The 12,712-nt window shown below is 56.6% G+C and carries 10 protein-coding genes and 2 tRNA genes; 9 read left to right on the top strand and 3 right to left on the bottom strand.

Translation table 11 applies throughout. The features are described 5' to 3' along the window. Position 1: 1 nt before the first annotated feature. Genes THINI_RS05580 through THINI_RS05565 form a run of 4 tightly spaced genes read left to right on the top strand, consistent with a single transcriptional unit; the run spans position 2 to position 5,800 of the window. Positions 2-991, top strand: coding sequence for a PilW family protein (locus tag THINI_RS05580; RefSeq protein WP_002707677.1), 990 nt, complete (start codon positions 2-4; stop codon positions 989-991). A 10-nt stretch (positions 992-1,001) separates the two neighbouring features. Beyond that, positions 1,002-1,544, top strand: coding sequence for a pilus assembly PilX family protein (locus THINI_RS05575; protein WP_002707676.1), 543 nt, complete (start codon positions 1,002-1,004; stop codon positions 1,542-1,544). 31 nt (positions 1,545-1,575) lie between these two features. Continuing rightward, entirely contained in the window at positions 1,576-2,046 is a 471-nt protein-coding gene (locus THINI_RS05570) for a type IV pilin protein (RefSeq protein WP_002707675.1), read from the top strand. A 46-nt stretch (positions 2,047-2,092) separates the two neighbouring features. Continuing rightward, positions 2,093-5,800 carry a PilC/PilY family type IV pilus protein gene (locus tag THINI_RS05565; RefSeq protein ID WP_002707674.1) on the top strand — a complete coding sequence of 1,236 codons (3,708 nt, stop codon included), beginning with the start codon at positions 2,093-2,095 and terminating at the stop codon, positions 5,798-5,800. Between the two features lie 8 nt (positions 5,801-5,808). Here THINI_RS05565 and prmC read toward each other — a convergent pair whose 3' ends face one another. The 3 genes from prmC to hemA are packed head-to-tail and all read right to left on the bottom strand — an operon-like array spanning position 5,809 to position 9,127. Further along, positions 5,809-6,753 carry a peptide chain release factor N(5)-glutamine methyltransferase gene (gene prmC, locus THINI_RS05560; RefSeq protein ID WP_002707673.1) on the bottom strand — a complete coding sequence of 315 codons (945 nt, stop codon included), beginning with the start codon at positions 6,751-6,753 and terminating at the stop codon, positions 5,809-5,811. Between the two features lie 16 nt (positions 6,754-6,769). Next, on the bottom strand, positions 6,770-7,849 hold the full coding sequence (prfA, locus tag THINI_RS05555) for a peptide chain release factor 1 (RefSeq protein ID WP_002707672.1): 1,080 nt from the start codon (positions 7,847-7,849) through the stop codon (positions 6,770-6,772). A 6-nt stretch (positions 7,850-7,855) separates the two neighbouring features. Further along, positions 7,856-9,127 (bottom strand): glutamyl-tRNA reductase, encoded by a 1,272-nt coding sequence (hemA, locus tag THINI_RS05550; protein WP_002707671.1) that lies wholly within the window; start codon positions 9,125-9,127, stop codon positions 7,856-7,858. A 147-nt stretch (positions 9,128-9,274) separates the two neighbouring features. Here hemA and THINI_RS05545 point away from each other — a divergent pair, with 147 nt between their 5' ends. The 5 genes from THINI_RS05545 (at position 9,275) to THINI_RS05525 (ending at position 12,705) form a co-directional block, all read left to right on the top strand. After that, entirely contained in the window at positions 9,275-10,993 is a 1,719-nt protein-coding gene (locus THINI_RS05545) for a tetratricopeptide repeat protein (protein WP_002707670.1), read from the top strand. A 22-nt stretch (positions 10,994-11,015) separates the two neighbouring features. Then, positions 11,016-11,645 (top strand): lipoprotein insertase outer membrane protein LolB, encoded by a 630-nt coding sequence (lolB, locus tag THINI_RS05540; protein ID WP_002707669.1) that lies wholly within the window; start codon positions 11,016-11,018, stop codon positions 11,643-11,645. Further along, a complete protein-coding gene (gene ispE, locus THINI_RS05535) occupies positions 11,645-12,487 on the top strand; it encodes a 4-(cytidine 5'-diphospho)-2-C-methyl-D-erythritol kinase (RefSeq protein ID WP_002707668.1) in 843 nt (280 codons plus the stop codon). The genes lolB and ispE overlap by 1 nt, the downstream gene beginning before the upstream one ends. Positions 12,488-12,506: 19 nt before the next feature. After that, a tRNA-Gln gene (locus THINI_RS05530) sits at positions 12,507-12,581 on the top strand. A gap of 49 nt (positions 12,582-12,630) precedes the next feature. Next, a tRNA-Gln gene (locus tag THINI_RS05525) sits at positions 12,631-12,705 on the top strand. The last annotated feature ends 7 nt before the right edge of the window (positions 12,706-12,712 follow it).

The raw sequence follows: 12,712 nt of genomic DNA, 5'->3' as shown, positions 1-12,712 counted from the left end.
TATGCAGTACCGTAACAAACAAAAAGGTATCTCACTGATCGAGCTGATGATTGCCATGGTTGTCAGCTTGGTACTGGTCGCGGGGGTGGGAACTGTCTATGTGAGCAGCAAACGCAACTACCAAACCCGCGACCAGCTTTCCATGATGGATGAAACTGCCCGCGTTGCCTTGTTTACCCTGACCAGGCATCTGGAACACGCTGGGTATGCGTCTGCGGCCAAGTTTCCTCTGGAAATGGTAGGCGGGCAGTTTTATGTATACGGTGACCCCGACCCGGTGGAAGGCTCATGTGGTACGGTCAAGCCCTTGGCGTTGGCGGCTGTGAAAGCCAGCGCTACCCGGGACAATTTTAATGCTTTTGGTGATTCGGTCAGCGTCCGTTTTGTTAGTGATAACCGGGTGTTTGTCGATGCCGCCAACAGCAAGTTTCCAGGAAGCTGTCGGGCGGATTGCAATGCCCCGCCGCCAACAACCGACTGCCCGGCAGCGGAAAAAGGCGCGGATGGCTATTGCGTGCTGTCAAGCTGCCCGCATTCCCAGGACGACAAGTTTGCCTGCCGGTGTAACGCGCCCCCACCGCAACTGGAAAGTTATCTGGCGTACAACGCTTTCCATGTGGATACCGATGCAAACACCAGGGACTCTCAGGGGAATGCAGTCCCGGTTTTGTATGTCGTTGGCACTAACAGCAACCAGTCCAAACGGCCACTGGTGAACGGCGTGGAAAATATCCAGTTCATGTACGGGATGGATGACGATGCCAATGGCTCGGTAGACCGCTATGTGAATGCCTCTGGCGTGGCTGCCGGTGAATGGCAACGGGTCGTCAGTATCAAGGTGGGCATTCTGGTCAGGTCACTGGATTCAATTTTGCCTGCGGCGCAAGCGCAAACCTATCAGGTGCTGGATGCCGCCGTGACGTTTAATGACCGTTTCCAACGGTCGGTTTATAGCACAGTGATCTATTTGCGTAATACCACAGCAAGTTAAGGAGATATTTATGCAAAAGGTGGTCATGAGACGTGAACGTGGTGCGGTGTTGTTGTGGGGGGTGGTTATTTTGTTGACCCTGACCGTTATTGGCATTGCCGCCAGCCGGATGGCGACGGTCGATAGCCGTATCGCAGGCAACCAAATGATCAGTATGCAGACGTTTCAGGGAGCCGAGTCGACATTGGCGACCGTTGCCATGGCGGATGGGACTGGCAAGCGCAAGCGTTTGCTCTATTACAGCAATACGCCTTCCAACTTTGAAAAAATAATGGATATTCCCGATCTGGATGAAAATTATTGTGAAGACGATGCATCCGTTTATTTTTGTGACCCTGTAAGCAAGGTAAAGGCTGATCCCGTCATTCAAGCTGACCCACACGATCCAGGGAGCGATATAACCTGCCCTGTGCTGGACGGCATATCCATCAGCAGTGACATGTCTTCAGGCTGTCTATTGGTAACAGTGGATGCGGATGCCGCTTTTGCGGGGACAGGAGCCAGCAGTTGGCACGCGGAAGGAAGGGCGCGCCTGAAACCAGCACCCAATTGAAAAACATAATGGTCTATGCAAGGTAACAACAATGATGACAATGAAACAAATGGGGCAGGGTGGTTTTACCCTGATCGAACTGATGATCACGGTAGCTATTATCGGCATCCTTGCCGCCATTGCCTACCCTAGCTATACCGCGCAAGTACAAAAAAGCCGCCGCGCGGATGCGCAGGTAGCCCTGTTGGAAATGACCCAGCGTCAGGAGCGCTATTTCCTGCAAGGCAACGTTTACAGTTACGCCAAGGGTGTTGGCAGTAACGCGGGTGAACTGGGTTACGGCGCAAACAGCCCGGAAAACTTTTATACCCTAGCGATTGCGGCCACCCCGAATGGTTGCGGGGGAACAGCAGCTAGTCGCTGCACTGGCTACGTCGCCACGGCGACCGCAACCGGCCCCCAGGTGCATGATGAGAGCTGCAAAACCCTCTCCATCGACAACCGGGGAGCCAAAAGTGCAACCAAGTCGGACGACACGGCTTCCAGCGTGTGCTGGAAATAACCCGTCATCGCCCATGCCCAAGCAAACAACATCATAAAAACAAGCCATGAAAACAATACGTCATAGCCTGCGGTGGCTCCTGTTATCCGCCCCCCTGCTGTTCGCCACAGTGCTGATGGCGGATGAGACCGAAATCTACTTCTCCGACAAAAGCGGTGAGGTCGCGCCGAATGTGCTGTTCCTGATTGATGCGTCGGGCAGCATGAACCAGCCCATCATTGGCGATGCACTGGGCAGGACACGGCTAGGGGTGCTCAAGGACTCTTTCACGGCAGTGATGAACGCGGCGCCCGCCAACCTGAACGTGGGGTTGATGCATTACGCCAACAATGGCCTGGGGGAGGATTACTGGTGGAGTTCCATCAAGGGCGTGAATTTTCCGGCAACCCCGATGGAAGACAAGGTTTTGCCGCTGATTGCTTCCCACAAAAACTCTGATAACCTGCCCAATCCGCATGATGCCACCGTTACTGTGCGCGAGTTTTTGTCCGATGTGGTCGGTAGCTGGAATGCTGACGGCTATACGCCTATCGTCGATTCGCTGTACGAAGCTTCCCGTTATTTCCGGGGTGATGCGGTTGGCTGGGGGATGGACGTGCCTGCCCTGGGCTGGTCAGCCCATCCGTTGACCTATGATGCGGAACCTGTGTGTACGGCCTCCCACACCGCAGAGTGTGTCAATAGTTGGGGGCAGTGCAACGCCAATATCGTGCCTGGATCATGCGATACCGTGTATTACAACCTCTGCTGTAACTGGGTTGAAACCGGCAGTGATGGCTCGGGTTATTGTGAGGACAATAACTACAGTTGCACGGATGACATTACAACCTGTGAACATACCATCTGCGACACGCTTACCGGCGCGCCTGCCTACCAGTCACCGATTGAGTACAGTTGCCAGGCCAACTATCTGGTGCTGATGTCGGATGGCAAGCCCGAATACCCTTACTATCCGGGTGCGGGTGAGCCGGATGGAACCCTTTATTATCCGCCATCCTCCGAGCGTTACCCTGGCGGCACCGGTTTTGCTGCCGACATGACAGCCCAGCTCAAACCGGCAATCAGCACCACGCGGGTGGAAGATTACATCGGCGTTGCGGATTGCACTGACAGCCCCAACGGCTATAACAGCGGTACTTGTGGCTCAGAACTGACCCACTGGATGGCCAGTGCGGATCAGAACCCTACTCTGGATGGAACCCAGGTGGTGAATACCTATGCGGTAGCGTTTGCCATGAACGACCAACCGACAGCGGCGCGCGATTATCTGGAAAGCCTGGTGACGGCGGAAGACGGCTACTTCGAGGCCGATGACGCCGATGCGCTGGCGGGCGCTTTCAACGCCATCCTCAATTCCATCAACAAGAATGGCCGCTCGTTTTCTGCCCCGGCCTACACGGTTGACCAGTCCACCCTGTTGTCACACAGCGACGAAGTGTACATCCCGCTGTTTGACCAGTCGCCCAATGTCACGTGGCCGGGCAACCTGAAAAAATTCAAGCTGGATCTGGATGGCTCTGTGACCGGCAAAAAAGGCCAGATTTATGGCAAAAACAACCAGCCTGCACTGAATGAAAAAGGCGAATTCCTCAACGATGCCCATGACTTCTGGGGTGATGCGGTCAGTGGTGGCAGCGTGGCTGCTGGTGGAGCCGCCAGCCAGTTGCCGTCGCCTGATAGCCGCTATCTGTATACGGATGCTAGTGGTGTAGACCTGACTTCCACGGGCAACAAACTGGATGCCAGTAATACCAATATCACCAGCACCATGCTGGGGGGGGCGGGTACTTACACAACCGATAATACATTGCAGGATTGGTGGGCCGGGGTAGCTGATGGCATCAGTTGTTTTGGCACATATACTGATTGTGATGGTGTTGAACATGAGGTGGCGGGTAACCCTTTTAACAATAATGGCTGCGTTAACATCCAGGAAGTGACGACGTGCCCGCTGCCAGGCAGCGATATCAGCGCTGATGACCGTACCGCTCTGTTGAATTATGCGCGGGGGGAAAATCCCGATGGTACTTTCCGCAAGCACATGGGCGATATGTTGAACACCAAGCCAGTGGTAGTGACCTACAAAAGCGACTCGGGAACCGATAGCGTCAGCATGAAATCGTATGTGTTCGCTGCCACTAATGAAGGCTATCTGCACGCCATTGATACCGATACCGGCGTGGAAAAATGGGCGTTCATGCCTAAAAGCCTGCTGAAGAACATCAACCTGTTTTACCAGAATGAAGCCTCCGCCAACCACGTCTACGGCATTGACGGCGACATTACAGTCTGGGAATACGACGGTAACCACGACGGCAAAATCCGCCCGGGGGATACTGCCAGTGGCGACAAGATCTACCTGTATTTCGGGATGCGACGGGGCGGACAGGAATACTATGCGTTAGACATCAGTAATATCAGCAGCCCGTCAATTGCCTGGCATATCAGCAATACTGACACGGATTTCACCGAAATGGCACAAACCTGGTCAAAACCAACCCTGGCCAAAATGCGTATTGCGGAGAATAGTTCAACCCCGAAAGTCGGTAGTCTGGTGGATGTGCTGATCTTCGGCGGCGGTTTTGATGGCTGTCAGGATGGCTGCCAGGGCGAAAACCCGGTACAACGTCTGGACAGCCCGGATGCGGCTGAACGGGCAGCGCTGACTGACATCAAGGGCGCGGATGTATTCATTGTCAATGCCAAAACCGGCGCGCGTATCTGGTCATTGCGCGCCAATGTCAGTGGCGCGGCTGCCCAGTTGCTGCAAAGCGTGCCCGCAGACATCCGCATCATGGATATGGATCGCAACGGCGCGCTGGATCGCCTGTATTTCGCCGATACCGGCGGCACGGTCTGGCGGGTGGATATGGATGTAGACCTGTTCGATACTGACAATACCACCTGGTACAACTATTCCAAGGCGCGGCTGAGCAAGTTTGCCGTACTGGGCGGAACCGGAACGGCCAAACGCATGTTCTTCCATGAGCCTGACGTGGCGCTGATGAAAGACAAAGGCAAAACCATCATGACCCTGGCAATCGGCAGCGGCTACCAGTCGCACCCGCTAGACCCCGAAGTGCAAGACCGTTTCTACGTGCTGATTGACCGTGACCCGTATGCACGTGCGCCGGATACCAGCAAGTTCCCTATCCAGGAAAATTCCAGCCTGGCCAGCATCACCTTGCCGGATGGTTCAGACAATACGGCGGTCATTGGCGGCAACAAAACCTTGCTGAGCGAAACCGGGCTTACTGGTTGGTATTACGACCTGCCGAACGACGGCGAAAAGGTATTGGCACCTGCCGTGACCTTCCTGAACAAGATTATTTTCAGCACCTTTGCGCCCGTCGACGAAGATGGGAACGGCAAGGAAGACCCGGATGACCCTTGCGAAGTCCCGCCCAACAGTGCCCGTGCTTATGTCATGAACCTGTTAAACGGTGGGGCGGTGGCGGATTTGAACAGGGATGGCAACCCCGAACGCTCTGTCGTGTCGGGCGTCAATGAAATACTGGGTGACGCGCAGATTGTGTTCCGTGTACCCAGCGCATCTGATGGCGGGGCCTGCACGGAAAACGACTGCCAGCAGACGGTCGAAATCCGCATTGGCAAGATGTCGATACCACTAATGGATGAAGGCAACAGCACGTCTTCCGGAGCCGGTGGCGGCGTGAATGCGGTTGCGGGCAGCGTTGACCTGACCAGTATCCTGCCACGGGTGTTCTGGGTGGATCACGATGTGTCGGAATAAACCGGTGTTTATTGACACCATTGCCCGAGGCTGACCCGGTCGTTGCCTGCCAAATCCGGCAGGCAACGCACTTCCCGGAAGCCGGTTTCCCGCAGCAGTGCCGTTACTGCCACGCCTTGGTTGTAGCCGTGCTCCAGCAGCAGCCAGCCACCGTCTGCCAGCCATTGTGGCGCGTTGCTTACGATCTTGCGGATGTTGTCCAGCCCGTCCTGGCCGGAGGCCAGCGCAGTCAGCGGCTCGAAGCGCACGTCGCCCTGGCTCAGATGCGGGTCGTTGTCTTCGATATACGGCGGATTGGAAACGATGATGTCGAAGTGCCGGGCGGGTAGGGCGTTGAACCAGTCGGAGAGGATGAATTGCACGTTGTGGATAGTGTGGGTGTGGGCGTTTTCTTTAGCGACGGCTAGGGCGGCGGGTGAGAAGTCGGTGGCGGTAATATGCAGGTCGGGGTGTTCGCTGGCGATGGCGAGGGCGATTGCGCCGGTGCCAGTGCCTAGGTCGAGGGCGCTGATCGCGCCCCGGGCACCAATTGGCGGACTAACCTGCGCCACGTAGGGGCAGGCCCCCGTGCCTGCCCTTGAAGAGGGCAACCACAGGGGGTTGCCCCTACAGTCATCCACTCGCCTTATTATTTCCAGGGCAGTTTCGACCAGTAGTTCGGTTTCGGGGCGGGGAATGAGGGTGTCGGGGGTGACTTTGAGGTTTAGCGTCCAGAATTCGCGCTGACCTGTCAGATGGGCAACCGGAACACCCTGTTCCCGTTCTGTCAGCAAGCGCTGAAACTCTGCCACAATGTTGGCATCAATCTCTTTTTCAGGCCAGGTAAACAGCCATGTGCGTGGTTTTTGCAGGCAATGTGCCAGCAATATTTCCGCATCCGCGCGCGCCGATTCCGATACTGTTTCCAGTTGCAGGACAGCCTCTGCCAACAACTCCCCCACTCTTGCTCCCATTCCCCCCCTCTTCTTCTCACTCATCCGCCAACGCCGCCAACTGATCCGCCTGATATTCATTGATCAACGGCTCAATCACCTGATCCACATTCCCGGCCATGATCTCGTCCAGTTTGTACAACGTCAGGTTGATGCGATGGTCGGTAACTCGCCCCTGCGGGAAGTTGTAGGTGCGGATGCGTTCCGAACGGTCGCCGGAACCGACCAGGCTCTTGCGGGTTTCGGCCTGCTCGGCTGCCTGTTTCTGGCGTTCGCCCTCGAAAATGCGCGCTTGCAGCAGCCCCATCGCTTTGGCGCGGTTTTTGTGCTGGGAGCGTTCATCCTGGCATTCCACCACGATGCCGGTCGGGAGGTGGGTGATGCGGATGGCGGATTCGGTCTTGTTGATGTGCTGCCCACCAGCACCGGATGCGCGGTAGGTGTCGATCTTCAAATCTGCCGGGTTGATGTCGGTGGCTTCCACTTCATCCACTTCCGGCATGACGGCCACGGTGGCGGCGGAGGTGTGGATGCGCCCCTGCGATTCGGTGGCGGGGACGCGCTGCACCCGGTGCGCGCCGGATTCAAACTTCAGCCGCGAATACGCGCCCTGGCCGATCACGCGGGTAATGATTTCCTTGTAGCCGCCGTGTTCGCCCTCGTTCTGGCTGATGATTTCGATCTGCCAGCGGCGCATTTCGGTGTAACGCGAATACATGCGGAATAGGTCACCGGCGAAAATGGCGGCCTCGTCCCCACCCGTACCGGCGCGGATTTCCAGGAATACGTTGCTGTTATCGTGCGGGTCTTTGGGTAGCAACAGTTTTTGCAGGTCGGTTTCCAGTTCGGCGCGGCGGGTTTTGGCGGTATCGAGTTCTTCTTCGGCCATTTCGCGCATTTCCGGGTCGGTCAGCATTTCCTGGGCGGTGGCAATGTCGGCGCTGGTCTGCTGGTAGGCGTGGAAGCCTTGCGCGACCGGCTCCAGTTGGCTGTATTCAATCGACAGTTTGCGGAATTGTTCCTGGTTGCCGATCACGTCCGGCTCGCCCAGAAGGGCGGCAATTTCGGCGTAACGTTCGCTTAAGGTTTCGAGTTTTTGCAGGATGGATGCTTTCACAGGTGTTTAGCCGTTGTCGTCAGTTGCATTAAGGGGCAGGTTGAACAGGGTTCTGGCGTGTTGCAGCAAGCAGTGGTCGCCGTTGCGGGCGGCGTGGTGCATGGCCTGGGTGGCGTCATGCGAGAGTTTGTTGGCCAGCGTGTGGGCGAGAAATTGCAGGGTTTCTTCCGGGTTTTTGCCGTTGTGTAACAGGCTTAGCGCTTTGTCGAACACTTCCTGACGGATGGTTTCGGTACGGGCGCGGTAGTTGCGGATGGTGGCCATGTGGTCTTGCGCGCGCAGCCAGGCCATGAAATTGGCGACTTCTTCCAGCACCATGCTTTCGGCCTGTTCGGCGGCGGCGCGGCGCGATTGCAGGTTTTCCTCAATCACTGATTGCAGGTCGTCGACGGTGTACAGGTATACGTCGTCGAGTTGGCTAACCTCTTGCTCGATGTCGCGCGGCACGGCGATGTCGACCATGAACATGGGGCGGTGCTTGCGGATTTTCAGGGCGCGTTCCACCGTGCCTTTGCCAAGGATGGGGACGGGCGAGGCGGTGGAGGAAATCACGATGTCGGCCTTGGGCAGGTGTTCGGCGAGGTCTTGCAGGCCGATGCCCTTGCCGCCGTATTCGCCCGCCAGTTTCTGTGCCTTGTCGATGCTGCGGTTGGCGACCAGGATGTTGCCAATGCCGTTGGCGGCGAGGTGTTTGCCGACCAGCTCGATGGTTTCACCTGCGCCGATCAGCAGGGCTGTCTGTTTTTCCAGTTTGCTGAAAATTTGCTTGGCCAGGCTGACGGCGGCGAAGGCGACTGAAATCGGGTTTGCGCCAATACTGGTTTGGGTGCGGACTTTTTTGGCGGTGGAAAAGGCGTGTTGCATCAGCCGGTTCAGCTGGTTGCCGGTGACGGCGCTGTCGCTGGCGGCTTGCAGGGCGGATTTGAGCTGGCCGAGGATTTGCGGTTCACCCAACACCAGTGAGTCCAGCCCGCAGGCAACGCGCAGGGCGTGGCGCACGGCTTCTTCCTGCTGGTAGATATAGAGGTAAGGTTGCAGTTGCGCGGTTGGCATGTTGTGCCAGCTGGCCAACCATTCCACCAGGGTTTCCACAGGCTGTTGCTGATGGCAGGCAGCGTAGATTTCAGTGCGGTTGCAGGTGGACAGGATCAGGTCTTCCTGCACCACCTGATGGGCGGAATGCAGGGCTTGCATCATGCTGTCAGGCGAGAAGGAAACCTTTTCCCGGATGGAGACAGGGGCGGTTTTGTGATTGACTCCAACGATCAGGATGGACATTCAGTGTTATACCAACGGATACATTTCATTTTCAGAACCGCGAATTTTCTGATACGTTATGGGCGATTACAAGGTCATTCGCTGAATATAACCTTAAAAGCGCTTACAACATAACACTAATGGTATTGCGCGATACCGGAGAACAACATGCAAGGCATACGCTTGTCGCGTCGCTTCATCAGCCTCGCACTTTCCATCTTCGTGGGTGGCTGTGCATTGGGGAACAACACATTTGCTGGCCAGCAGACAACGAATGTCGCCACTTTCAGCAGTCCGCTCAGTTATCAGGTTTACAATATCCTGGCGGCGGAAATGTTTATCCAGGAAGGTAACCCCGGGCAGGCGGCGCTGCATTACGCGGCGGCGGCGCAACAAAGCGATGACCCGGCCATCGCCAGGCGGGCAGTGGAACTGGCGGTCGGCGTCAATGACAATGCGCTGGCGGCGCGCGCGCTGGAACGCTGGGTTGCGCTGGAGCCTGAGTCGCCGGAAGCCCTGCAATACCAGGCGATCAACAGCCTGCGCGCGGGCAACTACGAGGCCGCCGCCAAGGCACTGGCCAAAGTCCGTGACAAGGTGGAAAAGGAGGATGGGCACGGGTTTGAGTTCATCGTTTCCCTGCTGGCGCTGGAACCGGATGCCAAAAAATCTTTCCAGACCTTGAAACAGTACGTGCAAACCGTGGACAGTTCAGCGCGGGCGCAACTGGCGTTGGCTACGCTAGCCATTAATTCCGACCAGTTTGAGGATGGCCTGAAAGCCGCGCGCACCGCCAGGCAGGCCGGTGACAAGCCTCAGCAGGAACAGGCATCGCGCCTCATCGCCAAGGCCTTGGCGGGCATGGACAGGGTGCCGGATGCGGTGACGGAACTGGAAACGGCCTCCAAGGCCAGCAAGAACCCCGACCTGAAGCTGGATTATGCACGCATGTTGATCCTGGCCGACCGGCGTGCGGAAGCAACCCCGATCTTCAAACAACTTTATGCCAGCCACCCTGATAACACCGACATCCTGTATACGCTCGGCCTGCTGTATCTGGAGCAGAAAGAATTCGCATTTGCCGAACCCTTAATCAAAAAATTGCTGGATATTCCCGAACGTGCCACCGAGGCCAGTTATTTCATGGGGCAAATCCAGGAAGGGCAGAAGCGCCCGGAGAAGGCCATCCGCTTCTACCAACAGGCCATGGGCGGCCACTATGAAAAGGAAGCCACGTTGCGCGTCGCCAGCCTGCTGCTGGAAACCGAAAGCCTTGAGTCCGCCCGCCAGTGGCTGGAAGAGCAACAGCAAGCAACCAGCAACGATGACCGCAAGCTGCTGCTGTTGCAGACAGAAGGCCACCTGCTACACGACAAGGGCCGCTACAAGGACGCCATTTCCATCTATGGGAAGGCGCTGGCACTGAAACCGGACGACTTTGATACGCTGTATTCACGCGCCCTCAGTGCTGAAAAAGCCGGGGATTTCAAGGCTGCTGAAGCTGACTTGCGCACCTTGCTTCAGCAGGAGCCTGACAATGCCACAGTCCTGAATGCGCTGGGCTATATGCTGGTGGTCAATACCGAGCGCTACCCGGACGCTGAGGCGCTGATCAACAAGGCATTGCAGCAACGCCCCAACGACCCGGCGATCATGGATAGCATGGGCTGGATCCTGTTCCGCACCGGCAAGCTTGCGGAAGCGGAAAGCTGGCTGCGGAAAGCCTATACTCAGTTACAAGACCCCGAAATAGCCAGCCACCTGATCGAAGTGCTGTCAGCAGGGGGTAAGCAGGCGGAAGCCAAAACCCTGCTGGACGAAATGCTGGTCAAATACCCAGATGACGCACAACTCGTCAATGTCAGGAAAAAGCTGGTCGGTTTATAATTCCCCACTCAGGAAGAACAACATGCAACGATGGATACCGGTAGCAGGTGTATGCCTGCTCACACTGGGCGGGTGCGCTGCCCAACATCAGGCCGCCCCGAAAACTGATACCGTTTCCGGCGCAGATGCGCAAGCGAACTGGAAGCAGCGGCAAGCGGATTTTGCCCGCATGAGTGCTTGGCGCTTGCAGGGCAAGGTTGGCGTACAGTTCCAGGATCAAAGCGCCTCTTTCAATATGTCCTGGCTACAGAATGGCAATGACGGGTATGAGATGAACATCAAGAACCCGTTGACTGGCTCTATCGTCGCTTACCTGAAGGGCAGCCCTGGCGAAGTGACCTTGCAGACCAATGGCAAAACCTACCAGGACGCCAGCGCGGAGCGGCTGTTGCAAGGGCAACTGGGCGTATCCCTGCCGCTGGATGGCATGAAATACTGGGTGCGCGGCGTACCTGCGCCTGATTCTCCGGTACAAAAGGTCAAGCTGGATGCGCAGGGCAGGCCGGAAATGCTGCAACAATCCGGTTGGGTGGTGGCATACAACGGCTGGCAGGACAATGACTGGAAGGCGCTGCCGGAAAAAATCAACCTGAGCCGAGCGCCTGATACCAAGGTCAAGGTGATCGCCAAGGATTGGCAGACGCGCTATTAATGCAAGCCCTGATTCTCCCAGCCCCAGCTAAACTTAACCTATTCCTGCACATTACCGGCAGGCGTGCGGATGGCTATCATCTGTTGCAAACCCTGTTTGTGTTTCTCGACTTCGGCGATGACATTACCCTAAGCGTGCGTGCGGATGGTGAAATTCACCGTCCGGCAGGGGCAGCGGATGTACCAGAACATGCTGACCTCACCGTCCGTGCTGCCCGCCTGTTGCAACAGGAAACCGGCTGCCGGTTGGGGGCGGATATTCACGTCCAGAAACGCATCCCGATGGGCGGTGGCCTGGGCGGGGGCAGTTCCGACGCCGCTACGGTATTGAAAGGGCTGAACCATCTGTGGAATTGTGGCCTGGATGACGATGCGCTGGCGACATTGGGGTTGCGGCTGGGGGCGGATGTGCCGGTATTTGTGCGCGGCCATGCTGCCTGGGCGGAAGGGGTAGGCGAGCAATTGACACCCGTGGAGTTGCCGACAAAATGGTATGTTGTTATTCATCCGCGCGTACATGTGCCGACGGCTGAACTTTTTTCCGCGCCAGACTTGACACGTGATTGCCTGCCCATTACATTAGCCGCCTTCCATGACGGGCAAGGCAGCAATGTCTTTCAACCGGTGGTGGAAAAACGTTACCCGGAAGTGGCCAATGCTATAAGCTGGCTGTCAGGGTTCGCAGAAGCAAGGTTGACCGGTTCAGGCAGTTGTTTGTTTGCTCCTGTCAGTAGCAAGGGTAAAGGTAACAAAATCCTGCAAAACTTGCCTCCAGAATGGTTTGGTTTTGTTGCTCAAGGGGTTACAATGTCACCTCTTCAGCAAAGACTGGTTACAGTGTAAAAAGTTGTGTTTGTTCAGTAGGGCTGTCGCCAAGCGGTAAGGCACTGGATTTTGATTCCAGCATTCCCAGGTTCGAATCCTGGCAGCCCTGCCATCTTCTGAACGGAAACAGGTTTCCTGCTCCAGAATAACGTTGTTTCAGCAGGGCTGTCGCCAAGCGGTAAGGCACTGGATTCTGATTCCAGCATCCCTAGGTTCGAATCCTAGCAGCCCTGCCATTTCCTC

The organism is Thiothrix nivea DSM 5205 (assembly GCF_000260135.1).
In the GTDB taxonomy this organism is placed as follows: Bacteria; Pseudomonadota; Gammaproteobacteria; order Thiotrichales; family Thiotrichaceae; genus Thiothrix; species Thiothrix nivea.
The sequence above is the reverse complement of the archived record's forward strand: the minus strand, read 5'-3'. Positions and strand labels throughout refer to the sequence as shown.